Raw genomic sequence first — 25,321 nt, 5'->3', positions numbered from 1 at the left:
GCCGCCCGTGCGGTAGTTGAACGAACTTTTGCCTGGTTAAACCACTTTCGACGGGTTACCAAAGATTATGAGCAGACCACCAGTAGTGCAGAATCATGGCTTTTGTGGGCTAACTGTGCATTGATGCTGAACCGATTGGCAAAATAACCAAATAATATTTCCCAACATGTTCTTATTAACATGAATGTATTAGACTTAGCTATGTTTAACCCTAATGGAATAGTTGAAATAGATTTAAGAGCTTCTACACCCGAAGCTTTGCATACTGGCTTAAGTAAGCATTTTACGGAATTATTAACAATGCATTCTAATTTACAGAATAAGCTTTATGATTGCGGGGAAGCGATGAAACATGTGAAAGGCCTCTGGCTTAATCAACTAATTAATGGTATGTTGCCTAAGCTCTCACTTAATAATAAATTAGGGCAAGCTGAGATTGTAAAAAATAAATTTACATACGGAATTAAGCGTGTTACATCGTTAAGAGATCCATATGCTAAAAACTTACTTGACAAGTATACTCAGTTTTTATCACGCACAGGTAATTCACACGATTTTGCTGATTATTGAGCTTGTGTATTGAAGTTACTTTGCGAGGGTGACTAATGGAGGATGTAGCTAGGGACAATATATTATATAAATATTTTATGTATTTATACAATATTGCATTATTTATAATATCTCAATCTAAGTAGTAGAATAAATAAAAATAAGATTATACTAAAAGAAGTCGAAAATGACAAAGTTTTAGCTATACGCATGAACAGGGACTAAGAGTTCATGTGTAAGATCTTCCTTTGCACGCTTAGATTCTTTGCTAGAATCAATATATTTGATTTTATATAAGCTTTGAGGAAGTTTTGAATTATCAATAATAAAAGGAATAATTCTTTTGTTCTGGCTTTTACTGACTGATATAATATATTCAAGATTTCCAGATTTGTAAAAATCTTTAGAAATAATTACGACAACATCGTCAACCTCTTTAAGTGCTACTTTTATAGATTCTGAAAAATCAATTCCAACTTCAATCCCTTTTTCTTGATCAAAAACTTTAATTGAACTTTTTAGTAAATCTTCTTCTAAGAGTTGCGCAAAAGTTTTATCATTATATGAATATGCAAGAAAAATTTTTCTTTTAGTTTTTTTAATAAAAACTTGAGCAAATATATACCAAACAATACCTCCAGAAAATGCTCCTAATAAGCCAACAAAAAGCTCTGAAATACTATTTCCTTTATCTGCCATCAAGTATAATATCATAATTGCAGACATTGATAATAGCAATACAGCTGTTGATAAATATAGTTCAATACGTGTATATGTTTTGTTGCTTTTCATCACTCTATGTATCTAACAGTAGCTAATAACAAAATAATTCCAATAATTGTTGGAATCCAAACTCCCCAAGTTCGGTGGATACGATTAGAGGGTGAACTTTCCCAGCCTTTGATTCTCACGATAGTTGATAATGCCCACAGCCCAAGGATATAGAAAATCAACAACCATGGTAACATTTCTAGCCTCTCTCTACATTTGAAAAGGTCAACGGCTGGGTTACTCCGTCTAACATCATTTGCTATCCTTGAGGCATAAGTAGTAAGTAATACTAATGATGTAACGACCAAATCAATTCCAATAGCATAATCTTCCCTTGTGATACCAAATTGCCCATCTCTTCTGGATACAACTTTTACTGCGCCGGTTAGGAAAACAGATAGCATTGGAATAAAAAATTCTTTGAAAAAGCTGCTGGCAATGAAATCATTCATATACTAGGCTAAGCGTTCGGGATTTTAAGGCATTTTGCTGGAGATCCACAAATTTAATAGTATTAATGATTTAGGTATAACCGCTAAGTAAAAATACAAAAAAATAATTTTAATCAGACAAAGGGAGTTATATTTTTCCTGACTGTTTAATGCCTCGGATTCTAATATAAATATAAAGAATGATCTTTGTTTTGTTTTAAACTCCTGTATATTAGATAGTTGGCTTATTTTTTTGTATTTTATTATGGTTGTTTTCCTATTGTTTTGGTTTCATTTTATTGCGCTGTATCATTTGTAGGTTATAATTAATAGACATTGTTCATTTTCGAATCTTTAGCTCGCAGGGTGAAATAAAGGAATCACTTGGTGACAATGGAAAACGAATAGAATAAGAGAATAACCTGTTAAGGTTATTTAAAAAGCATATTTGATGATTGTGGAAAAAAAGCATGAAATAACAATCATTGATTGATAAGTGATTGTTCACTTAAAAAATCTGAATACTTTTCAATATCTGCACTCTTTTTGAATATTTTTTATTCGTTAATTGCTGTAAATCAGATGGTTATATCTAATTAAATCAATATTTACCCGTTTTTTTCTATTCCGACCCCGCCCTTTATCATTTTGGCGATCGCCAAAAATAAAAACTGGCGAATAGCTGCAGGGTGGAGAGTCCCCGTCTTTTTTCAGGGTAGGAGAGATGTGGTCGGTGCATCAGGTTGTCGATTCACCGACTGATCAGTAGAATTCAATTTCGAAGTCTTCATTCGCCCGGGTCAGGCCAGTTTTCAATCGCCGGATGATGTAGTAATCCACCGTATCCGACAAGTGGGTGGCCCGTTCCTGTTCACCATCCCCGCTCTCGGATGATTAGTCTTTTGAGTAATCGGTTTGGATCGGGCTGTTCTCGATACTGATCACGGTGGCTTTGGCCCGCACCCCATCGATGCGCACCTTGAACTGGTCATCGTCCTTTTCATTAAGTACCCGATTGATGTCATTGTGCTTATCCTTATGCAAGGGGTTATAGCTGATGGGTGCCGCTATGACATCCCATCCTGCCTCACTGAGTACACTATCTACCTGCTCATACATGGTCCGGTTGCTGCCTGCACTCTTGTTCTTCCCATTGCGGTCCCCGGTCAGGATGATGCGCTTCTTGGTGTGGCCCGGAAAGCGCTCGGTTATAGAAAAGGCCAGGGCTTCTGCCATCGTCCTTCCTTCCTGGGCCTCCTTAACAAACACGTTGTCCACTAAACGCCCAAATTCATAGTCTTCCTGCCAAATCGTGGCGCTGGTAAAATGGGCGTTAAAATCACAACTGGCCACCAGGTACTGTTTGGGATTATAGAACAGCGCCCCGTCAAGCTGCAACTGGTCGTCTTCGTCGTGGTCTTCCAGCACGTGCTTCTCCCGGTTGAACGAAGGGTAAAAGGTTTTAGGCAGCTTGGAGATCCGGCGTCCCAATACTTCGACCTCAAAAACCATCTTCATTAAAATCCGCTTCAAATCCGCGATGTAATCGACGGGCAAAAACGCCTGATTATCCACGGTCTTGACTTCCATGAAGTAGTAATTTTGCGGCTCCTTTTTCGATAACTCCTCAATTTCGTATATCCACTGGCCATCGGGCGTCCAGGGTGGGGACGAAAAGACGAAAAAGAAAGATGAAAATTTTCCGAGGTTGGCCCGTAACGTGGTCGAATGGCGATTTTCTCTTCGATCGAGTAGCCTTCCTCAGACATTAGGTTGAAAATCTGCTGGGCGGCTTCTTCGGCGGGGGCCTTGGTTGCAATTGGATTGTCCATGAATACTTCGGTTTGGTTGAAATGAAAGCCGAAGTTCAAAGGATCACAGGGGGTAGGAAAGGACGAAAAAGTAGAGCAGATTCACTTAGTACCAGGAATTGTAGGAATGTAGAAGATTGAAAAAGTGGTTTCGAATTTTGGGATGTGGAATCTGATAACGACAGCTAACATCGAGACGGATTTTGCTAAAAACTTCTTGATTGCTATTACAGGTTTCGCTTACTTAGCTTACTATATATTTCACTTAGATGCAAATCTTTAAAAAATAACAATGAGAACAATACTTAATTTATCAGATAATTCAAATTGTAAGCTAATAATTGGATGCCGTACTCAGCAGGAGCATGAGACGTTCCTTAGTACTATAAGAGCACTAAATGGATACTCAAAACTATTTAGTGGCTACCCATATAATTACGCCGTTTGGGTTGTGGTGTTTCCTGATAAACAAAGCGCAGTCAATTCTAAGATTGTTGTTGATAATGCATTTGAATCAAAAATTGCCTGGTCATATTGACCAGGCATTGATTATTTATCTATTGATATAGATTTTGCAAATTCGACCCCAACTCGATCCATTTCCCGATCGACTCGTTTATCCCGAATTTTAGCATAATGACGTTCAGTCGTCGAAATGCTGGTATGTCCTAAGATTTTCTGAACTACTTCAAGTGTATATCCTTCGTTCAAAAAAAGTGAACCGGCCGTTTTGCGAAGAATTTTGACCGTAACCCTGCCATCCTTAAATCCAATTTGACTTTCGAATACCTGCCAGAACCTATTGACTGTGTGATCATCTAATCGTGGAACCTTCCACTTATACTTATTTAATATAATAGTAATCGGTTGTAGATAAGGAATCTGGCATTCGCCAAAAGGAGGCTTACTTCGGTTGATAATAATCTTCTGCTTACCGGTCGATGTGGAAGCCAGATAGGAGTGAGGGTTGTCCAGGAATTTCTCTAGGTCAGGGTAATCCATACCAGTATAACAGACCAGAAGTGAAAGATCACGTGCCAGATCAGCAGTGGTTTCCAGTTTCAAATTCCACAACTTTTTAAGGTGCTTATCCTCCAGAAAATAGACCGTCTTCGGCTTACTGCGCGAAAATCTCAATTTTTCTAAGGGATTGATTTCGAGCAACTCTGATTCAATACCATAATCGAGAGCTGCTTTCAGGAAAGATATGTATTTCGTTGCAGTATCTTTATTCTGAGTCTTTTTGCCCTTTTTGCCTGGTTCTGAATATTTCATTAACCATTTATGGTATTGCCGTCCCTAGGTAACATTCAACTCACTGATTTCGATGTCCTTCCTGCCTATCTCTTTCTGGATGTAATTTTGGAGGTGCTGTTTTCCAAAATACCACTTCTCCATCGTGCGTACAGCCTTGCCTTTTTCCGTGCCATCGAGTTCATCCAGAAAATCCAGATATTTCTGGTAGAGTTCGACAACAAAAGGCAGGGGCGTGTTGCCATGCAGCCATTCGCGTTTTATGCTCTCAGGAGTGGGGATTTTGGCCAGACTGATCTGACGGTTCAAGATTTCTTTGTGTTCGGCCTCAATGGCTTTTAAGCGATCATTAACAACTTGGGCCATTTTTGAGCGCCCATGTGCTTCCTGTTGTTCCTGATTCCAGAGAGCAGGGTCTAGTCGAACACCAGATGAATAATCACATCGCGCCTGAACACCATTAACTGTAAGGCACATGTACACCGTTCTTTTCCCCTTGGGTGACTGGTGGGTGCCATCCTTCTTTTTCTTTGGGGTTCGAATCCGAAAACGAACAGAGATTTGCATTCTTTTTTGTCGTCATGACATGTAACCGATAATAGGATTTAATAAATATAAACCTCTAATTAAATAAGGCTACATGATATTTAATTGTGTATTTAAAAGAATGTTTGCATAAACAAGTGTAACTTATTTCATTTCAATGACATACGGAAAATGGTTGTACCCATAATTATTGAAGTTGTACCCGTAGTTGTACCCAAAAATTAACTGATTGGAGAATAGAGGAGGAAATGCATGCAGAAGTGCTTAAAAAAGCGAAAACCGCCCCTTTTGAAGGCGGTTAATCACACTGAAGTACAGTTGTTGCTCCCGAAGCTGGGCTCGAACCAGCGACCCTCTGATTAACAGTCAGATGCTCTAACCGACTGAGCTATTCGGGAGTGTTTTGTGGGTGCAAAAGTAATGGCTCGGAAGAACTCTTGCAAGCATTTTCTGCAAAAATCCGTGAGAACGCTTTATTTATAATGGATGAGAGCCCAGGGTTGGCACCCGCGCCAGGATTAACTCCTTGATCTGCCGGGCGTCACCCCGGGTGAAATTCTTGATAATAATTTCGGGCCGCGCCCGCGGAATGATGCGGATGGTCGAAAAAAACAGACCATTGTCGATCTCTACGCCGGAAATGTCCCCGTAGAATACAAAATTGTCGGTGCCGCCAATGAGCTTGTTCACACGGAACGTGACTCCCTTGTCGTTAAATTCGACGACGTCGCGGTTGATCGGGTCTTTAAAGCCGCTGGATTTGAAAACTTCTGCCATAGTATGTAGAGTAGGGAAATCCCTGACTAGTAAAGTTATTTTGGAATATAAATCACCTTTTTGGTTTCGAAAAACGGTTCGTCAAAATAAGCGGATAATTCGTAAATCCGGTGCTTCTCCTGAATTTCCGCCAGCTCGTCACTCACATCTCCACCTTTCAGGTACAAAACCCCATTTCGGAGTTTATTGTTACCGGTTTTTAGAATCTTGTAGCGCACCCAGCCCAGAAAAGGGTGCAGACGCGTAACCGCCCGGCTAACCACAAAATCGTACGTTGAGTCCAGGTGCTCGACACGGGCCTGTTCGGCCTTTACATTGGTGAGCCCCAGCGCCGAACTGATCTCGGTAACCACTTTAATTTTTTTGCCAATGCTGTCCACCAGATGAAAATCGGCCAGCGGAAACAGAATCGCCAGCGGAATGCCCGGAAAACCACCGCCCGTGCCGACATCCAGAATTTCGGTACCCGGTACAAACTGAATGACCCTGGCAATGCCGAGCGAATGCAAGACGTGTTTCTCGTACAGCGAGTCGATGTCCTGCCGTGAAATAACGTTGATTTGCGCATTCCAGTGACGATACAATTCGTCCAGAGCCGCAAACTGCTCCAGCTGCCGACTGGTTAAGTCAGGAAAATATTTTTTAATCAGGTCCAAAAGAATGATGAATTATGAATCGTGCACGCCGGCCGATGAAGATGGCAGCGTTAGCCATTCATCGTTCAGCAGGCATCCTTCTATTTCCACTTCATGATACGGTTTTTATTCCGCGGTCGCAGGGTGACAACGCCCATAATACCGTAATAAATTCCCATCGTCAAATCCAAAACCGGCATGGCCATCCAATCGACGGTATGCCCCAGCCGGTAGCTAATACGGCCCACGATTAGCCAGAAGGCCAGTACTCTGAACAAAAATAAACCGGTAGCCGCCACGAAAAGCAGGCCCTCGGATTGATTTAATAAAGCCAGTAGACCAACGTTTATCAATCGTAGCGAAGTAATCAGAACAACTACCGGTCCCACCAGCCAACTCAGCACGTGGGAGAGCGACAAAAGTCCCAGCCAGATTTTATTGCGGGTTTTGTAATGCTCACCTACGGATAAATGCCGTTGTTTCTGGTGCCACCATTCGGCAAACGTCTCTTTGGGTTTTGAATAGGTAAAGGTAGCCGGATGCACACTAATGGCCACGTTTCGGGCCGTCGCCACTTCGTTGATGAATAAATCGTCGTCGCCACCCAAAACGCGAATGTGCGAATAAAATCCTTTGTTATCCAGAAATAATTTCCGCCGGTACATCAGATTTCGCCCGACACCCATATACGGTAGCCCGGCCAGCGCCATCGAAAAATACTGAACGGCCGTAAACAGGGTTTCGTAGCGGATCAGCCGGTTGATCCAGCCGTGTTTTTTCCGGCGTTTGTAAGGGCCAAAACCCAGCACAATAGCTTTTTCGGGCCGATCAAGCCGCCCAACCATGCCCGCCAGCCAAAAATCACCGGCGGGTTGGCAGTCGGCGTCGGTCAGCAGAATAATATCGTGGGCCGCATTCCGGATGCCGGTGGTGAGGGCGTATTTTTTGGGGGTAACATGATCGTGTTCCCGATCGATGCGAATATACCGGACGTGCTCGAAGCGGTCGGCCGATTTTTCCAGAAACTCCCGGGTGCCGTCGCTCGAACGGTCGTCCATCACCAGAATTTCAAAAACCGGGTACACCTGATCGTCGAGCAGGGGCAACAGGGTGCGCAGATTGTCCAGTTCATTCCAGGCACAGACGACGATGCTAACCGGCGGATTGGCTGCCGGCTGCTGAAACGAATCGGCACGACCCGGCGACCAACTTTTGTCCGGATCGGAATAAAAAGCCATTCTCGAAAAAATACCCAGAATATAAAAAAGCTGTATGCCTACGGATAAAAAACACACAGCCAGAACGATAGAGACCACAAAATGACGGGAATAATTGACTGACAGGTGAACGGAAACGCGGTGGCAAATATACATATTTTGATTTTCGCCGTTGGACTTTCCACCTTTGTACGTAAAAGATAGTAAAGCAACCAGCAATGCAATTTACCATACAGTCTGCCGACCCCCACTCCAAGGCACGAACGGGACTCCTTACAACGGACCACGGTTTGATCGAAACGCCCATTTTTATGCCCGTTGGCACGGCCGGGACGGTGAAAGCGGTTCACCAGCGCGAATTAGTAGCGGATGTCAAAGCGGAAATCATTCTGGGAAATACCTACCATCTGTATTTGCGGCCCGGTCTCGACGTTCTGGAGAAAGCGGGCGGGCTGCACCGATTTAATGGGTGGGAAAGGCCCATTCTGACCGACAGCGGAGGTTATCAGGTGTATTCGTTATCAAACACCCGGAAAATAAAAGAAGAGGGCGTTACTTTTAAGTCGCATATCGACGGATCAAAACACATCTTTACTCCGGAGGGTGTTATGGACATCCAGCGTAGTATCGGAGCCGACATCATGATGGCTTTTGATGAATGCACGCCGTATCCCTGCGAATACGGTTACGCGCGGGATTCGATGGAAATGACCCACCGCTGGCTGATCCGTTGCCTCAACCGTTTCGACACGACAGAAAATAAATACGGATACCGGCAAACGCTGTTTCCTATTGTTCAGGGCAGTACGTACAAGGACCTCCGGCAGCAGTCGGCCGAATTTGTGGCGGAGCAACAGCGTGAGGGGAACGCGATTGGAGGGCTTGCCGTGGGCGAACCAGCCGACGAAATGTACGGAATGATCGAGCATGTCAATGCCATTTTGCCGTCTGATAAACCCCGCTACCTGATGGGAGTTGGAACGCCCGAAAATATTCTGGAAGCCATTGCGTTGGGCATCGATATGTTCGATTGTGTCATGCCAACCCGAAACGCCCGGCACGGTTTCGTCTTTACGTCGCAGGGGATTATCAATATTAAAAACGAGAAGTGGAAAGACGATTTTAGTCCGATCGATGAAGAACTGGGCGGGTATGCCGGTACATGTTACTCAAAGGCTTATTTAAGACACTTAATCAAATCGGAAGAAATTTTAGGAGCCCAAATTGCCAGTCTTCAAAACCTTACCTTTTATTTATGGTTAGTGAAACAGGCCCGGCAACAGATTAACTTGGGAAATTTTATGAAATGGAAGAGTAGTATGTCAAAAAAACTGATGCAACGCCTTTGATGGTAGCCAAATCCTGTTTTTCTTGTGTCGGTAAAACTAAAAGGTATGGATTAAACAAAGCTGCCGGTAACTTGTTTGTAAACTACCAGTGTCTTGTTTGTAAACTAAGCGAAAATCTATAGTTTTGCGGCAAAGCGTTGAAAGTTGCATAAAACGACCGGCTAAGTAACCGACAATTGTTGTTTCACCACACTCAATGGTTTATTAACTGTCAAACAATAACCTGATAAGTATGAAAAAAGTATCCCTGTTCGTAAGGGCAATGGGACTGGCTCTTTTGGCAGCGACAGGTGCCAGTGCCCAGTATAACCCGAAAGCCTCGTATGAAGGTCCAGCTAAACTGAACACCTGGTCAGTTTCTGTCATGGGCGGCCCCACTCAATTCTTCGGAGACCTGAGGGAATATGACTTCTACCCGGTCTCAAAGACCGGATTTGACAGCTACAGCGAGCGCAAGTCGGCGTTTTTTGGCGTAGCCGTCGGGAAGCAGTTGTCTCACCTGTTTGGCCTCCAGTTAGACGGGCAATTCGGTAATTTAGTCGGTATGAAACGCCGGTTGTATTACTCTTATTTTCGATCAAACTACATCCAGACCGATTTGACGGGTAGCGTCAACCTGAAAAGTCTGTTGTTTGGTATCAATAAAATGAAGCGCTGGAAGATCGATGCCTACACCGGACTTGGTGTGGTATTCTTCAAATCAACCGCTTATGAATTAGGAACAGGCCGGGTGCGCCGTTGGACAAAAACCAACAATGGCGACGGCATCCTGCGCGAAGCTAAATACGAAAAAGACTGGGCTATTCCCGTCGGCCTGGCGGTCAACTACGAAGTTAGCTCCCGTTTCGACGTAGGTCTAGACTTCCGGTTTACGAATGTCAACACCGACCGGCTCGATGCCACCATCGGTGGAAACAGTTCCAGCTATTTCGACGGCTTCGGAACCCGCGGCCAGTTCGATAATGCGTACGAACGCAAAGGCGAGTCTAACCTGGATAAAATGGGGTATGTTGCCGTAGCGGTTACGTACAAATTAGGTAAAAACGCGATCAAGGTTCAGAAAGTGAACGGTAAATACGATTACGATACGACCAAAGGAACGTATCACCTCCGTTGGACCGATCCCCGTAACCTGATCAAACCGCCGGTCATCCTGACATTGGAACAAATCGATTCCGTTGCGAAAGCCAATCGGCCGAAAGACATCGATCCGAAACTGTTGATGGATACGGATAATGACGGGGTTTCTGATTACTTCGACCGTCAACCCAACACACCAGCTGGAAGCATTGTCTCCGGTGCGGGTGAAGCCATCGACTTCGATAAGTACGTGAGTGCCGCATTGCCGGGTATTGCCTGTGCTGAAATCCTGACGAATGTTGCGTTCGATACCGACAAAAACATCATCAAGCCGCAGTACTACGACATGCTGAACAAAGTAGTTGAGTTGCTGAACAAAACGCAGTGCCGTCTGCAACTGTCGGGTCACGCTGACCGTCGTGCTTCTGACCGCTACAACATCGCACTGTCACGTCGTCGGGTTGAAGCCGTTAAGAACTACCTGGTTAAACAGGGTCTGAATGACGCCAACCGGATCATTATCGACTACTTCGGTTCGTTCAAACCAATCGGTGACAACTCCCGTGCCGGCTTGACGAAAAACCGCCGGGTTGAATTGCGCCTGGTTCCGTAAGGAAATCGTTGACGACCAGAAATAAAAAAAGCCCCGGCAGGTGTAACTTGCCGGGGCTTTTTGCGTCTCAATGATAGTCGTAGAAAAAGCGTAGAAATAAGAAAAAATGATCTTACGCAAGACTGACTAATTTTAGAAAGCACTGAAACTGACTGTAAACTGTCAAGGCGGTTTTAACCGGGAAGAACAATCATGGTATTATTTTAGGCAATGGTTGTATTTGTAATTGGTAGTTTATATTTGCTGACAGAAGGTCTGCTGCGTTGACCCATTCACCGAAAATTCACGCACCGGAACTGACAGTACCATAGGCTTATCAGTTGGTTATAATGCATCAAATTGTGTACAAGGAATTAAAACAAAAACAGGGACAGATTGCCGTTATTGGTCTGGGGTACGTTGGATTGCCGATTGCACTGGAATTTGCCCGGCAGTTTAAGGTGATTGGCTTCGATATTAATTCTGAACGGATCGCGATGATGCGCCGGGGTGAAGATCCGTCGCATGAAATTGCACCGGAAGAGTTTGAAGGCCGGGACATTGCGTTTACCAATGACCCGGAGGTCCTTCGGCAAGCCACTTTTTTTGTGGTGGCGGTTCCGACGCCGGTTGATGATTATAAAGTCCCGGACTTGAAACCCCTTCAGCGGGCTTCCGAAACCGTTGGGAACGTGTTAAAACCGGGTGACTATGTCGTTTATGAATCGACGGTGTATCCCGGTTGCACAGAGGAAGACTGTCTGCCGATTCTGGAACAGCATTCCGGTTTAAAACTGGGAGTCGATTTCAAAATTGGGTATTCACCGGAGCGCATTAATCCCGGTGACAAGGAACGGACCCTGACCACCATTCTGAAAATCGTGTCGGGCAGCGATGCTGAAGCGCTGGATGAGATTGCCGCTGTTTATGAAAGCATAATCCGGGCGGGGGTGTATAAAGCGCCGACCATCAAAGTGGCAGAAGCCGCTAAAGTCATTGAAAATACCCAGCGCGATCTGAATATCTCGTTAATGAACGAACTGTCGATTATTTTCGACAAAATGGATATTGATACCCAGGAGGTTATCAAAGCCGCTGGCACAAAATGGAATTTTTTGAAATTTACACCCGGTTTGGTGGGCGGCCACTGCATCGGGGTCGATCCGTATTATTTGCTTTATAAATCGCGGCAATTGGGCTACGATCCACAGGTGATTCACAGTGGCCGGCGAATCAATGACGGCATGCCGGCGTATATCGCTACGAAACTAGTGCAGATGCTCATCAAGAAAGGCCGGGCTCCGCAGCAGACGAAAGTGCTGGTGATGGGCATTACTTTTAAGGAGAACGTGTCCGATATCCGGAATTCCAAAGTGGCCGACCTGGTGCGTGAGTTAATGAAATACTCGGTTAACGTGCACATTGTCGATTCACACGCATCGCCGAACGAAGTGGCGCATGAATACAACCTGACGTTGATGGACGCGCCCTCGAGCCAGTATGACGCAGTAGTGATGGCCGTCGGGCACGATGAGTACCGGAAACTGGATATTGCCTACTTCCGGTCCATCATGACCGCACAACCGGTTTTGCTCGACTTGAAAGGATTGTACGCCAAGGAAGAAACCCAGGGAATCGAATACTGGCGAATGTGAGAATTCAGTAATCCGGTGTTCGAGTCGGTCGAACACCCGTGTAGTATTGGTACGAATAGTTTCAAAAATTGCTTGTACATAATATAAAAAGAGCAAATGCGGCAGTATTTTCTACTGTCTTTAAGAATAAGTCGAGCCAAAATCAGGAAATAGTATGTATAAGGTTTTACTAGTAGACGATCATTCCATTGTGCGTTCGGGCATCCGGTTGCTGTTGCGGGAACAATACGGAGCCATTCAGATCGATGAAGCCAAAAACGGCAGTACGGCTTTCAGTAAAATTATGGATACCGGCTATAATTTGATGGTTATGGACATCAACATGCCCAATACCGACACCTTTAGTCTGCTTCAGAATATCCGCACCATCGCGCCCGACCTGCCCATCATGATATTTACCATCATGACCGAATATGCGTTCGCCAAGCGGTATTTGCAATTGGGCGTGAAGGGCTACATCAGCAAGCAGGCTGAGGACTTGGAAATCCTGAAGGCAGTCCATTCCATTTTATACGGAAAACTCTACGTTTGTGCTGAGCTACTGGATCAGATGGCGGAGGACACTCACTTCAAGAAAGAGCTTGACCCATTCGGATTATTGTCGAACCGGGAGCTGGAAATTGCCTACCATTTGGTGAAAGGCAAATCCGTCAGTCATATTGCTGATACACTGAACATTCACACTTCTACGGTGGGAACCCACAAGGCCCGGATTTTTGATAAATTAAAGGTAGACAATGTGTTAGTCATGAAAGATCTGGCTGCTTATTACCGGCTAATCTAGCCGATATGGAACGAAAAAGCCGCAAACGGAAGCTCCGCTGCGGCTTTTTCGGCATTTTAATACGCTCTAATTTATAAAGCCGTTCCGTTTTTGAGGCCTTTGCCAATGGCGAGTAGTTTTTCGGGCTCCTGGTAACCCAGTACTTTCTTCACGACTTTGCCGTCGCCGTCAATAAAAAGTAAGGTCGGATAGCCTTCCAGTGGATATTGCAAAGCCAGTTCCGGGCCTTCGCCTTTTTCCATGTCGACTTTCACATTGATAAATTCCTTGTTGAAAAAGTCTCCCACTTCTTTCTTCGTGAACACATTTTTTTGCAGCATTTTGCAGGGGCCGCACCAACTGGTATAAGCATCCAGGAAGACCAGTTTATTCTCGGCTTTGGCCTTGGCCAGATGGGTTTTCCAGCTAGCTTCCGAGAACTGAATCCCCGGTTCCGTACTGGCCGTACTCACCACCGGAGTGGACGTTTCGGCCGGTTTGTCGCCTTCTGATTTCGTACTGGTGGTGTTGCAGGCGTTCAAAACCAACGCCAGAACAACGAACAATGATAGCAAACTTAAATTCTTCATAACCTTATAGGCGGTTCGTTCTGATAAAAGAGTAACGACTTACTGATGCTAATTCGTTTCGTGGCACCGATAAAAGACCGGATTTATCGTACAATTTTAAGCAAAAATATCGATTTGTAAGCGGTTGTGGTCTTTCCATTTTCGATAGTTAATAGTACTCTTCTCAATTCTTTACGAACTTTGCAGGTGGAGAGCGGTTTTCTAAATCGATTTCTGAACACTATGGAAGTAAAACAAGCTGAGTTCGTCATAAGTAATTCCGATCCGACCCGCTGTCCGAAGCCGGATAAACCGGAATACGCGTTCATTGGTCGATCAAACGTCGGAAAATCGTCGCTCATTAATATGCTGACGACCCGGCATAAGCTGGCCAAAACGTCACAAACGCCGGGAAAGACCCAGTTGATCAACCATTTTCTCATCAATACCGACTGGTATCTGGTGGATTTGCCGGGCTACGGTTTTGCGAAAGCACCCCAGCGGGAGCGGGAGAAATGGGAAAAGATGATCGATACGTATCTGTCGGAGCGCCCGAATCTGATTTGCACCTTCATTCTGGTGGATAGCCGAATTGAGCCGCAGCGCATCGATCTGGAGTTTATGGAACGAATGGGGCAGCGCGGGCTGCCATTTGTCATTATCTTCACAAAAGCCGAAAAAGTGAGTTCCAATGCCATTCAGCAAATGGTGAAAAAATACGGGCAAACGCTGCTCAAAACCTGGACCGAATTGCCACCCATGTTTGTCTCGTCGGCGGTGAGCAGCCGGGGCAAAGAGGAGATTCTGGCCTATATCGACCAGCTGAACAAGGATTTTTACCAGGAGATGAAGGCCACTAAATAAGCGTAGCCGGTTCACCAGCGAAAGCGGTTTCGGGCGAATTAAAATCGGCTAAATCCGACCTATTCGTATCATCGGCCCGCGATTAACCCTATCTTTGCCCCTCAGTTTTTAAGAAAAATTGGCAATAACCAAACCAAATCGACCGTTACCAATTAAACAAGCAGCATGGAAGCGCTGAAAGAAATTGCAAATATTGCCGGAAAAAGCGGCTTATACCGAATCATGAAACCCAGCCGGACTGGCGTGATTGTGGAGTCGCTTGATGAGAAAAAAGAAAAATCGATGATCGGGCCAACAGCTCGCGTATCGGTGTTGAAAGACATTTCGATTTATACGGATGACGACGAACAATCAAAGCCCCTGGGCGATGTTTTTCTGGCCATTTATGAAAAATACGAAGACAATTTGCCCATAACGCCAAAATCAGCGTCGAACACCGAACTGGCCGATTTTATTGCTGAAGTGGTGCCGGAATACGACCGCGATCGGGTGCATATGTCCGATGTGAAAAAAATGCTCGGCTGGTATGCCATTCTGCGGAAAAGCCTCCCGGAAGCGTTCGAGAAAAAAACAGAAACCGCTACCAGCGAATCTGCCGGGGAAGAAACGCCATCGGCAACCGCCGAAACGGAGGAGCAAAAAGCCTAAAGAGTTTCATTTTCAGTAATCTAAAAAGCAGGAACTGGCCTTTGGCTTCCTGCTTTTTTTAGTTTTGAGAAGAACGAGATGAGACAATGGTCTGTACGCTCTGGTCTGGCCTCTTTCTTCTAATTAAACAACCGCCGGATGGTTTCTTCGACAAAACCGGCGCTGGAAGTCATGCCTTTCCCGCCAATACCGGTAATGATGTGAATAGTATCCAGATCAGCTTCGAAAATTTCCTGCGTAGTCTGGGCGTAGAAACCGGCCCACGTCCGCTGAATCTGGTCGACCGGAAACTTGACGATGCGGCTGGCTTCCTGAATAATGAGGTGATTCACATAATCTTTCGTATCGAAACCCAAATCATCGGTTTGGGTGGCTGCTGCGTACTCGTGCGAATCACCGATGATAATGGAACCGTCGAGAGCCTGCTTGAAGAGCACGTGAATACCCCATTTCCTGAGCTCGACCAGGTGGTCGGGCGTTTGCAGGCTGGCATACGACGGACATTCGGCAAATGACTCGTAACGCCGGATGGTCAGGCCCGTCAGAATGTTTCCGGGAAGCATAATTTCCGGCATCGGAATTGTCTGCATCATCTGTAATTTACTCACCACCAGGCCACTTTGGGCGAACAGGTCCGGATACAACAACCGGAATTCGCTGCCATTACAGATCAGTACTTTTTGGGCCTGCAATCGCTCGCCGTTGGCCAGCCGAACCGTTGCGCCCCCCGCCGTCGATTCGCACCCGATGACCGCAGCGTTGTTGCGGTACGTTACGTTGGCGTATTTGGTCGTCAGGTAGCTGATTAGCCGGTAAATCATTCGATCGGGTTCCACACTGATTTCATCCGGGAAAACTAGCGCGCCCTGCACGTACTCGGGCCGTAAGGCCGGATAGTTCGCCAGCGTCCGGGCTTTCGACCACAACACGCAGGGGTAATCGTCGGCCCGGCGCAGATCGTATAACTCGTTGGCCAACTGCCATTCATCGGCATCGGAAGCTACGTAAACCGACCCATTCTGCCGAACCGTGATGTCGTATTCCTGTTGAATTTGCCGGTAAAGTTCCAGACTCCGCCGTCCGTATTCATACCATCGTCCACTCAAACCGGACGGGACTACCTGCCCAAAATTCCGGACGGTGGCGCTGACGGGCCGGTTGTCTTTTTCAAGAAGCAGAACCCGTTTTCCGGCGCGGGCCGCATGAAGGGCATGAAACGTTCCCAACGCGCCCGAGCCGACAATGATAAAATCGAAAGAAGCCAAGAGAAGTATAATTACGATTACAGAGTAAAACCGTTTGCCAGGGACTGAAACGCCGATGCCGACAGGATACCCGGCAAATCGCCGAGCGATTCCAGGAACCGGTCGTGCGGGTAGGTTTCGAGCTGACTGCGCGTGTGGGTGCCATTGACAACGCCCAGATTCAAACCAACCTGAGCCGCCTGTCCCGACAACAAATCCGAAGGCGTATCGCCAATGTTTACCACCCGCTTTGGATCGGTAACGTTCAATAACCGCATCGCTTTTTGAATCATGAGTGGTTGCGGCCGGCCGTGTTCTACCTCATCGCTGGCGATCGAAACCTGAATAATGGTTTGGCTAGTGCCCACATACTGCTCGTCCAGACCGGTCAGCCAGCCTAATTTTTCGAGAATAATATCGGTTACTTTACGATAAAAACCGGTCGTCAGGGCAATGGAAATGCCGTTTTTCCGCAGATAAGCGAAGGTTTCCAGGCAGCCCTCGGTTGGAACGACGGGTTGAGTCCGGTAATGATTTTCCAGGATTTCGGTAAAGAGCAGATACGAGTGGTCGACCCTGGTTTTCAATTCCGATGCGGTGGGTTCACCGAGTTGTTCTTTCCACAACGTTTCAAAAACAAACCGCTTGGAAAGGCCCTGCATGGCCAGAATGCGTTCGTCGCTGACGATCAGCTTGGTTTGGGAAGCGGCCTGGGCAAAACAATGTTCCACCTCGTGCTGGTCCCGAACCGTCGTGCCAGCCATATCAAATACCACCAGTTGGAATGATTTCATTTTTGCAAAAAGGGATAAACTACCAATCGCCAAACATACAAAAGACCGGGCTATAAACGGTTATGGGTTTATTAAATTCCTGTAATACTTGGGGTTATCCGTGCTTGTTAGTAGATTCCATTTTTGATCCCTGTGGGCTTTATTCACTGATTTTCGTACCATTCTTTTCGAATTTGTTACCACTATGGCCTATCGTTCTGCTGTTCGAAACCTGACCTACCGCTTCGACGACCTGAAAACGTTGCTGGCAAAAGCTACGCCGTTGCGGTCGGGCGACCAACTGGCGGGCGTTGCGGCCGAAACCGCCGAGGAACGCGTTGCCGCCCAGATGGCGCTGGCGGATGTGCCGCTGACGACGTTCCTGAACGAAGCGGTTATCCCTTACGAAACCGATGAAATAACCCGGTTGATTCAGGATACGCACAATACCGCGGCTTTTGCGCCCATCAGCCACCTGACGGTCGGCGATTTGCGGAATTACCTGCTGTCGGACGAAGTCGATACCCCAACCCTTACCCGGCTACAACCGGGCTTTACGCCGGAAATGGTAGCGGCCGTCAGCAAACTGATGCGGAACCAGGATTTGATCACGGTTTCGGCAAAGTGTGAAGTCGTTACCCGGTTTCGGAATACCATCGGATTGAAAGGCCGGTTTTCGACCCGTTTGCAACCCAATCACCCAACCGACGACTTCCGGGGCGTGGCGGCCAGCATGGTCGATGGGCTATTTTACGGCAGTGGCGATGCGGTTATTGGCATCAATCCGGCTACTGACCATGTTCGGACGGTCGTTCGGCTGCTGGACATGATGGACCAGATCCGGCAGCGGTTCGAGATTCCGACGCAAACGTGTGTCCTGAGTCACATCACTACCACACTTCAGGCCATTGAACAGGGCGCGCCGGTCGATCTGATGTTTCAATCCATCGGCGGTACCGAAGCTGTCAATGCTTCTTTTGGGATCGATATCGCCCTCCTTCGGGAAGGATTTGACGCTACCCGCGCCCTGCAACGGGGCACGGTTGGCCAGAATGTGATGTATTTTGAAACCGGACAGGGGAGTGCTTTGTCGGCCAATGCCCACCACGGCGTCGATCAACAAACCTGCGAGGTTCGGGCCTATGCCGTCGCCCGCCTTTTTGAGCCGTTGTTAGTCAATACGGTAGTCGGTTTTATCGGGCCGGAGTATTTATACAATGGAAAACAGATTATCCGCGCCGGCCTGGAAGACCATTGTTGCGGGAAGTTGCTCGGACTGCCGATGGGTGTTGACATCTGTTATACGAACCACGCCGAAGCCGATCAGGATGACATGGACACGCTGCTGACCTTGCTCGGTGTGGCGGGTGTCAATTTTATCATGGGCATTCCGGGAGCCGACGACGTGATGTTGCATTACCAGAGTACGTCGTTTCACGATGCGCTGTATCTGCGTGATCTGTGCCGACTGCGCCCCGCGCCGGAGTTTGAAGCGTGGCTTCTCCGGATGGAACTGATGAGTGCCGACGGAAAGCTCATGCCGGTTACAACAACGCATCGTTTACTGCAAGCTGCCGGTTTATGACTCCTTTGCCCGACCAACCCGATCCGTGGATTTTCCTGCAAAACCACACCTCCGCCCGCATCGCCCGCGGACGGACGGGCCACAGCCTGCCCACCCGCGCGCTCCTGGATTTTCAGCTCGACCACGCCCGCGCCCGGGATGCGGTTTATTCGGAGCTGGAACGGGATGAGTTGCTGGAGCGATTGCAGGCTGTTCATCAACCGGTTTTGTTACTTCACAGCCGGGCCGAAAACCGCCAGCAGTACCTTCAACGGCCGGATTACGGTCGAAAACTGGCTGAAAAAAGCCGAGAGAGTCTGACCGGTTTCGAAGACCTGACCGGTTTCGATCTCTGCATTGTTATAGCCGATGGCTTGTCGGCAACGGCCATCAATCGGCATGCGGTGACGGTGGTTTCACGGTTGGGCGAAGAAGTTTCGAAACTGGGCTGGTCACTGGCGCCGTTGTGTCTGGTGGAACAGGGCCGCGTGGCCATTGGCGATGAAATCGCGCACGCGCTGAAAGCCGACATGGTGGTGGTGCTGATTGGTGAACGGCCCGGCCTGACGTCGCCCGACAGCCTGGGGGCCTACCTGACGTTCCGCCCGCAACCCGGTTTGACCGACGAATCGCGCAATTGCATTTCCAACATCCGGCCCGAAGGCTTTCCGTACGAAGCCGCCGTACAGAAGTTGCTCTATCTGCTCACCGAAATGAAAGCACGGCGGTTGTCGGGTGTTCAGTTGAAGGACGAATTTGACGATAATCTATTGACGCCCTAGCGGAGTGGTTGCAGGGTGGCCTTCATCCGGGTCGTCAGAAATACTTTTTTGCCGGAAATGCGTTCCAGCATCGGTTTAAGGATTTTGTCGGCGTTCTGGCGGGTTTGCGCCAGAATACCGCTGTTCAGCGCCGATTGCCGGATTTGGATTTCGGCCCGTTGGTAGGCTTCATTGACCAGTTGGGCTTCCTCAAAAAAAGCGTATTCCGTATTAAAAACCCGCGAGCGATCGTGGTTGATTTTATACGAGCAGAGTTCCGGATCGGGCAAGTGAACAATCAGGCTATCGCCCTGGGACGTAATGTCTTCTGCGGTTATTTTGGTCAAATCCAGACAACCGATGGCTTCTCCTTCCACAATCAGTACCGCTTTTGGATTGGGTAACCATTGCCGCACGGACTGATGTTCAACGATGTCTTTAAAGCGGTATTGAACCAACTCCAGTTTTCCCAATTCGGTTACTTCCTGTAAAACAACGGTTTGGATGGTAGTTTCCTTTTTTGTCAACCCACTGAAAACCGACCAGCCGCGTAGTTGCTCCCAGAAAACAATCAGGCCAACAACCAGCAGGACGATGAGAAACAGACGGAGCAGCGAATTGATAAAACGAGTCATGGAAAGAAGGGTTTACGGTTTTCAGTTTACGGTTTACAGTGGCTGACGCATGTGGGCTAACGCGTCAGCCACTGTAAACCGTAAACTGAAAACCGTAAACCGATATTTTATAAACGAAAAATCCCAAACCAATTGCTTAGTTTGGGATTTCAGGCAACTTCATCATAGGTTAGTGAAAATTCTGGGATGAATCAGCCGGTTGCTTTTCCAAATCGAATAAATCCGTTAAGACATCGATCAGCGTATCGGCTTCTCCACGCTTGCAGGCGGCTTTGAGTTGTAATACCGGTGCTTTCATGATTTTTTGCATGATGCTGCGGGTAATCTTATCCACTTTTTCGGATTCTTCAGCCGTCATATTTTTCAAATGACGGGCAATTTCTTCTTTCCGAATCTGTTCCAGTGCATTTTTGAATTTGTTGATCGTGGGCGACACGATCATTTCCCGCGACCAGTCGTTAAAATCGGCAATGGACTGATCGATGATGGATTCAACGTGTGGAATGGACGCCATCCGGCGGCTCAGTGCCTCATCGGCCCGGTTTCGGATGTGGTCGATGTTATAAAGAAGGATGCCCGGAATTTGCTCAATGTTCGTATCGATGCTCCGGGGAACGGATAAATCAATGAAATATTTGAACGTCAGGGAGTTCAAACCTGACAGTAACTCAGGCGTGATGAGCGGTTTTTCAACCAGAACGGATGCGATGATCACATCGGCTTTGGCAATTTCTTCGGTCAGATTGGCAAAGTCGGCAACCCGGAAGGCGTGTTTCTGCGCCAGCGCATCGGCTTTTGAGCGGGTGCGGTTGCAGAGCGTAATCCGGTTTAGTTTTCGGGCGGCTAAATTTTCGCAAATATCAGCGCCAATTTCACCCAAACCAATTACCAGCACTGAAGGCGAAGTCGGGCCCTGTCCGGCGCTGTAAGGGCATCCGTTGGCCCCAACCAGTTCTTCGATCAGTTCAACGGCGGCATAGGAAACGGAAGCGGCTCCGTCGCGGAAACTGGTTTCCTGCGCAACGCGTTTGTTGGTGAAGAAAATGGTGTGCATGAGCCGGTGTAGGAAAGGCCCCGCCATGTCGAGGTCCGCCGACCACTGATACGCTTGCTTGACCTGATTCGGAATCTGCATATCACCCACCACCTGCGAGTGCAAACCGGTACAGACCTCGAACAAATGCCGAACGGCAGCTGCCTGGGTATCAAAGAACTGGAAATAGGGCAGGTACTCATCCGTGGAGGTGATTCCTTTTTCGGTGAGCAGCAAACGGGCAATTTCCCGGTTCAGGTTCTGTGGTGAGGAATAATAAACCTCCGTCCGGTTGCAGGTAGAAATAACGAGCGATTCTGAGGCCCCGAAAAACTCGCGGAGTTTAATCAGAAACTGCCTGGATTCGTCTTCATTTAATGCAATTAGCTCCCGAACAGCCAGGGGGGCGGTTTTATGCGAAAGGCTAATTGATTGAAAGAAATCGTGCATTGCTACTTTTCAAAATATACCCAAAAATACGATACAATTCTCTTACAGAAAACACTGTTCATCGAGATTCAGTTTACTAGCTACTTATTTAGAACCTCTATAAACTATTGCAAAGTTCTCTTCTTTATATCCTATTTGCAATATTATTCGGGTGAGACGGGAAATAAGGACATTGAATTGCAGAAATTAAGCGTTATGACGTAAATCAGCTGCTAAGTTACTATTGTGCCCGGTTCGGGTTTGATGATGATGATCAGCCAATAAAATGATACTTTTCAGTCGATACGCGGAAAACCGGGGTTGGGTTGCTTCAAATCGAAGTTTATGCTGAAGTCTTTGGATATTTATGGTCAGCGGAATACGCTGAAGATTGTCGTTGCCCTGAATTTGCTGCTGGTTGGTACGGCTTCATTGCTGTATACCAATCGGTTAGTCGAGCGGTTGGAAGAGCGGGAGGAGAATTATGTCCGTTTGTATGCAAAGGCACTGATTCATGTCTACGATGAAAAGTCCAATGAAGACATGACTTTCATTACGAATGAGATTATTTTCATAAATGCAAAAAATCAGGTCCCTACCATTTACGTGGACGAGACCAACAAGATTTCCGTTCACAACTTTACTTTCCCGCCGGGAACCTCCGACGAGGAAATAAATAGTAGTCTGGAGGAAGAGTTGGCGGAAATGAAAAAAGAACACCAGGCCATTGTGGTGGAGATGGCTAACAAGCAGCGGGGCTATATTTATTATCACAACTCAACCTTGCTCATGCAACTGCGTTTTTTTCCGTACGTCCAGCTGGCGGTCATGATTGCACTCGGTTTTCTGGCTTATCTGGCTTTCAGTTCGGCGCGACGGGCAGAGCAAAACCGGGTTTGGGTGGGTTTGGCGAAAGAAACCGCTCACCAGTTGGGCACGCCCCTGTCGTCGTTGATGGCGTGGGTAGAATATTTCCGTTCCGACCCGGCAATCGACCAATCCATTGCCGATGAGATTGAGAAGGATGTCAACCGGCTGGAAACCATTGCCTCCCGGTTTTCCAGCATTGGCTCCATTCCGACGCTGAAAAACGAAGACCTGGCCGAAACCGTCCAGCACTTTGTGGCCTATCTGGAAAAACGGATTTCCACAAAAGTTACAATGAAAGTTGAAAGCCTGATTCCGGAAGGCAAGCAGGTGATGATCAATAAGTTGCTCTTTGAATGGGTGATCGAAAATATCTGTAAAAATGCCGTCGATGCCATGAAAGGCGTCGGTAAGCTAACCATCCGGATCCTGCCGCTTCCCCGCAACGAAATCGCCATTGATATCACCGATACGGGCAAGGGCATTGGCAAATCGAATTTACAGCAAGTGTTTAACCCCGGCTATAGCACAAAAAAACGGGGCTGGGGGCTGGGCCTAACCCTGGCGAAACGGATTATTGAAGAGTATCACAACGGAAGGTTGTTTGTTAAAAGCTCTGAAGTGGGCAAAGGAACTACGTTCCGGATTTTGCTGAGAGAAAGTGTGGTGAGTCAGGAACCGGTACCGGAAGGAGAGAAAACAATAAAAAGTGCGTAAAGGCCGCCTTTACGCACTTTTTGTGAAGGTTTTTACAATCAGTTCAAGGGAACGGAGATGGTATCCGTTTCCACAACATTGCTCACTTTGAGACTACGATCACGGATGCGAATGGCAAATTTAACCGGCGTCATCTTGGTGTTGCGCGAACGCAGAAAGCTTTGGGAAAAATCCAGCTTGCCTTCCAGCGGGCTGTTCTTGTCATCCGGTTTCAGGCGCGGAAAGAACAGTTTGTTAAGAATGGCCAGATTGACGAATTCAAATTTGCCATTGACAAACCGGTACGTTTTTAACTCATAATTTCCCCACTCACGGTAGCTTGCCGAATCTTTGGTCCGATCTTCCACCGATAAACCCAGATTGCCGTCGCCATCCTGAAACCGAACCGAAATAACGACCGAATCTTTTGGGATCTGCGAGAAATCGTCGAATGCCGGGTAAGAGGTGACCGTTGGAGAACTGATTTGGGGCGTATTATCAAAATCAGGAGCCTCAATGCACCCAATGACCAGGGCTGAAAATCCGAAAAAAAACAGGCCCTGTCGAATAAATCGCGTAGACATCGTGTTAATAAACTAGTGTTACCAATTTGTATGTATCAGGCTTACTTTACATGAATAAGCCTATTTTTTCAGTCAGTTTGTCACCTTCAAGCACTCGTCAGGAACTCCGGAACCGCATCATCCGCCTACAATCGACCGACCGTTCGGAGTTTGAGCCGGTCGCCCTGGCCGTATTTCGGTACCAGGCCCAGTTCAATCCCATTTACAGTACGTATCTGAAACACCTGAGAATCCAGCCTGAAAAGATACGAACCATCGAGCAAATTCCGTTTCTCCCGATCGCTTTTTTCAAGCACCATTCGATTCTGACGCCAACGGCTGATGACGAAAAACCGCCTGCCGAAGGGCTATTGACTTTCGAGAGTAGCGGTACGACGGGGGCCGTAGCCAGTCGTCATTCTGTTCCGGATCCGGATTTGTACGACACCATCAGCCAGCAAACGTTTGAACAGATCTACGGACCGCTCGATCGCTTCCATATTCTGGCCTTGCTGCCTTCCTATCTTGAACGAAATAACTCTTCGTTAGTGTATATGGTTCAGCGGTTTATTCAGAAATCGAACTCGGATTTATCGGGTTTTTTTCTGCACAATACCGCCGAACTAACCGCCCGGCTCCGCGACCTGGCTGCTAATCCGGACCCAAACCGCAAACTACTGCTTATTGGCGTCACCTTTGCGCTGCTCGACTGGGCGGAATCCGGTATTGACCTGGCTTTTCTGGGCAAAGTGCCGCAACTGATTCTTATGGAAACCGGGGGCATGAAAGGACGGCGGCAGGAGCTGCTCCGTGAAGAAGTACATGAGCTGCTGATGAGCCGGTTAGGCGTTCCGGCTGTTCATTCCGAATACGGGATGACCGAGTTGCTGTCGCAGGCTTATTCGACCGGCGACGGCGTTTTCCGAATGTCACCAACTTTGCGTATTCTGCTCCGTGATGTGAACGATCCATTTTATATCTACCCATTTTCCGGGAACGAGCCCTCGGCTCAGCCAGCGCGTTTGACGGGTGGAATCAATGTCATCGATCTGGCCAATCTGGATTCCTGCAGCTTTATCGAGACGCAGGACTTGGGGCAATACGAAAAAGAAACGCCCGACGGGTTTCGGGTCATCGGGCGTTTCGATAATTCGGATATTCGGGGGTGTAATCTGATGGTCGTTTAATGGCGGTAATCCGATTCTGATACCGGAAAAGAAGCGGAATTGAAATCCCGACCAGCCA

At 47.2% G+C, this 25,321-nt stretch carries 25 protein-coding genes and 1 tRNA gene; 11 read left to right on the top strand and 15 right to left on the bottom strand.

Annotation, left to right across the window (positions count from 1 at the left end; all coding sequences use genetic code 11):
* Positions 1–180: 180 nt before the first annotated feature.
* Entirely contained in the window at positions 181–570 is a 390-nt protein-coding gene (locus tag EHT87_RS13880; protein WP_124907203.1) for a hypothetical protein, read from the top strand.
* A 177-nt stretch (positions 571–747) separates the two neighbouring features.
* Here the strand turns inward: EHT87_RS13880 and EHT87_RS13875 are convergent, their stop codons facing one another.
* From EHT87_RS13875 to EHT87_RS13835, 9 genes are all read right to left on the bottom strand, one after another.
* The gene (locus tag EHT87_RS13875; protein ID WP_124907202.1) at positions 748–1,341 is read right to left on the bottom strand and encodes a toll/interleukin-1 receptor domain-containing protein; all 594 of its coding nucleotides are present in this window, start codon (positions 1,339–1,341) and stop codon (positions 748–750) included.
* Entirely contained in the window at positions 1,341–1,772 is a 432-nt protein-coding gene (locus EHT87_RS13870; protein WP_124907201.1) for a hypothetical protein, read from the bottom strand. The genes EHT87_RS13875 and EHT87_RS13870 overlap by 1 nt, the downstream gene beginning before the upstream one ends.
* A gap of 873 nt (positions 1,773–2,645) precedes the next feature.
* Positions 2,646–3,341, bottom strand: coding sequence for a hypothetical protein (locus EHT87_RS13865; protein WP_124907200.1), 696 nt, complete (start codon positions 3,339–3,341; stop codon positions 2,646–2,648).
* A gap of 770 nt (positions 3,342–4,111) precedes the next feature.
* On the bottom strand, positions 4,112–4,837 hold the full coding sequence (locus EHT87_RS13860) for a tyrosine-type recombinase/integrase (protein ID WP_124907199.1): 726 nt from the start codon (positions 4,835–4,837) through the stop codon (positions 4,112–4,114).
* A gap of 24 nt (positions 4,838–4,861) precedes the next feature.
* Complete coding sequence (locus EHT87_RS13855) at positions 4,862–5,383, bottom strand: Arm DNA-binding domain-containing protein (RefSeq protein ID WP_124907198.1); 522 nt, start codon at positions 5,381–5,383, stop codon at positions 4,862–4,864.
* A gap of 303 nt (positions 5,384–5,686) precedes the next feature.
* Positions 5,687–5,760, bottom strand: a tRNA-Asn gene (locus EHT87_RS13850).
* Between the two features lie 79 nt (positions 5,761–5,839).
* Positions 5,840–6,139, bottom strand: coding sequence for a hypothetical protein (locus EHT87_RS13845; protein WP_124907197.1), 300 nt, complete (start codon positions 6,137–6,139; stop codon positions 5,840–5,842).
* 35 nt (positions 6,140–6,174) lie between these two features.
* On the bottom strand, positions 6,175–6,801 hold the full coding sequence (rsmG, locus tag EHT87_RS13840; protein WP_185716219.1) for a 16S rRNA (guanine(527)-N(7))-methyltransferase RsmG: 627 nt from the start codon (positions 6,799–6,801) through the stop codon (positions 6,175–6,177).
* Between the two features lie 74 nt (positions 6,802–6,875).
* On the bottom strand, positions 6,876–8,012 hold the full coding sequence (locus EHT87_RS13835) for a glycosyltransferase (protein ID WP_229321062.1): 1,137 nt from the start codon (positions 8,010–8,012) through the stop codon (positions 6,876–6,878).
* A gap of 197 nt (positions 8,013–8,209) precedes the next feature.
* Here EHT87_RS13835 and tgt point away from each other — a divergent pair, with 197 nt between their 5' ends.
* The 4 genes from tgt to EHT87_RS13815 all read left to right on the top strand — a co-directional run bounded on the left by tgt (position 8,210) and on the right by EHT87_RS13815 (position 13,451).
* The gene (gene tgt, locus EHT87_RS13830) at positions 8,210–9,340 is read left to right on the top strand and encodes a tRNA guanosine(34) transglycosylase Tgt (protein WP_124907194.1); all 1,131 of its coding nucleotides are present in this window, start codon (positions 8,210–8,212) and stop codon (positions 9,338–9,340) included.
* 232 nt (positions 9,341–9,572) lie between these two features.
* Complete coding sequence (locus tag EHT87_RS13825; RefSeq protein ID WP_185716212.1) at positions 9,573–11,033, top strand: OmpA family protein; 1,461 nt, start codon at positions 9,573–9,575, stop codon at positions 11,031–11,033.
* 329 nt (positions 11,034–11,362) lie between these two features.
* Positions 11,363–12,667 carry a nucleotide sugar dehydrogenase gene (locus EHT87_RS13820; RefSeq protein WP_185716211.1) on the top strand — a complete coding sequence of 435 codons (1,305 nt, stop codon included), beginning with the start codon at positions 11,363–11,365 and terminating at the stop codon, positions 12,665–12,667.
* 154 nt (positions 12,668–12,821) lie between these two features.
* A complete protein-coding gene (locus EHT87_RS13815) occupies positions 12,822–13,451 on the top strand; it encodes a response regulator (RefSeq protein ID WP_124907193.1) in 630 nt (209 codons plus the stop codon).
* A 71-nt stretch (positions 13,452–13,522) separates the two neighbouring features.
* Here EHT87_RS13815 and EHT87_RS13810 read toward each other — a convergent pair whose 3' ends face one another.
* Entirely contained in the window at positions 13,523–14,020 is a 498-nt protein-coding gene (locus EHT87_RS13810; protein WP_124907192.1) for a thioredoxin family protein, read from the bottom strand.
* Between the two features lie 222 nt (positions 14,021–14,242).
* On the opposite strand from EHT87_RS13810, the gene yihA reads away from it, so the two are divergent.
* Both yihA and EHT87_RS13800 read left to right on the top strand, forming a co-directional pair.
* Complete coding sequence (gene yihA, locus EHT87_RS13805) at positions 14,243–14,863, top strand: ribosome biogenesis GTP-binding protein YihA/YsxC (RefSeq protein ID WP_124907191.1); 621 nt, start codon at positions 14,243–14,245, stop codon at positions 14,861–14,863.
* 165 nt (positions 14,864–15,028) lie between these two features.
* Entirely contained in the window at positions 15,029–15,511 is a 483-nt protein-coding gene (locus EHT87_RS13800) for a DUF5606 family protein (protein WP_124907190.1), read from the top strand.
* Positions 15,512–15,630: 119 nt separating this feature from the next.
* On the opposite strand, the gene EHT87_RS13795 is transcribed toward EHT87_RS13800, so the two are convergent.
* Positions 15,631–16,776 (bottom strand): TIGR03364 family FAD-dependent oxidoreductase, encoded by a 1,146-nt coding sequence (locus tag EHT87_RS13795; protein WP_124907189.1) that lies wholly within the window; start codon positions 16,774–16,776, stop codon positions 15,631–15,633.
* Positions 16,777–16,793: 17 nt separating this feature from the next.
* A complete protein-coding gene (locus EHT87_RS13790) occupies positions 16,794–17,549 on the bottom strand; it encodes an HAD family hydrolase (RefSeq protein ID WP_124907188.1) in 756 nt (251 codons plus the stop codon).
* 184 nt (positions 17,550–17,733) lie between these two features.
* On the opposite strand from EHT87_RS13790, the gene EHT87_RS13785 reads away from it, so the two are divergent.
* The gene (locus EHT87_RS13785; RefSeq protein ID WP_124907187.1) at positions 17,734–19,113 is read left to right on the top strand and encodes an ethanolamine ammonia-lyase subunit EutB; all 1,380 of its coding nucleotides are present in this window, start codon (positions 17,734–17,736) and stop codon (positions 19,111–19,113) included.
* Positions 19,110–19,874, top strand: coding sequence for an ethanolamine ammonia-lyase subunit EutC (gene eutC / locus EHT87_RS13780; protein ID WP_124907186.1), 765 nt, complete (start codon positions 19,110–19,112; stop codon positions 19,872–19,874). The genes EHT87_RS13785 and eutC overlap by 4 nt, the downstream gene beginning before the upstream one ends.
* Here the strand turns inward: eutC and EHT87_RS13775 are convergent.
* Together EHT87_RS13775 and hemA are read right to left on the bottom strand one after the other, a co-directional pair.
* A complete protein-coding gene (locus EHT87_RS13775; protein ID WP_124907185.1) occupies positions 19,871–20,488 on the bottom strand; it encodes a DUF4230 domain-containing protein in 618 nt (205 codons plus the stop codon). The genes eutC and EHT87_RS13775 overlap by 4 nt on opposite strands.
* A 169-nt stretch (positions 20,489–20,657) precedes the next feature.
* Positions 20,658–21,971 (bottom strand): glutamyl-tRNA reductase, encoded by a 1,314-nt coding sequence (hemA, locus tag EHT87_RS13770; protein ID WP_124907184.1) that lies wholly within the window; start codon positions 21,969–21,971, stop codon positions 20,658–20,660.
* 324 nt (positions 21,972–22,295) lie between these two features.
* Between hemA and EHT87_RS13765 the strand changes: the two genes are divergently transcribed.
* The gene (locus tag EHT87_RS13765) at positions 22,296–23,534 is read left to right on the top strand and encodes a sensor histidine kinase (protein WP_124907183.1); all 1,239 of its coding nucleotides are present in this window, start codon (positions 22,296–22,298) and stop codon (positions 23,532–23,534) included.
* Positions 23,535–23,572: 38 nt separating this feature from the next.
* Here the strand turns inward: EHT87_RS13765 and EHT87_RS13760 are convergent, their stop codons facing one another.
* Positions 23,573–24,097 (bottom strand): hypothetical protein, encoded by a 525-nt coding sequence (locus tag EHT87_RS13760; protein WP_124907182.1) that lies wholly within the window; start codon positions 24,095–24,097, stop codon positions 23,573–23,575.
* Positions 24,098–24,147: 50 nt separating this feature from the next.
* Between EHT87_RS13760 and EHT87_RS13755 the strand changes: the two genes are divergently transcribed.
* Entirely contained in the window at positions 24,148–25,263 is a 1,116-nt protein-coding gene (locus EHT87_RS13755; protein ID WP_124907181.1) for an acyl transferase, read from the top strand.
* Positions 25,264–25,321 lie beyond the last annotated feature (58 nt).

The sequence above is a fragment of the Larkinella knui genome, from assembly GCF_003858645.1.
Classification (GTDB): Bacteria; Bacteroidota; Bacteroidia; order Cytophagales; family Spirosomataceae; genus Larkinella; species Larkinella knui.
The sequence above is the reverse complement of the archived record's forward strand: the minus strand, read 5'-3'. Positions and strand labels throughout refer to the sequence as shown.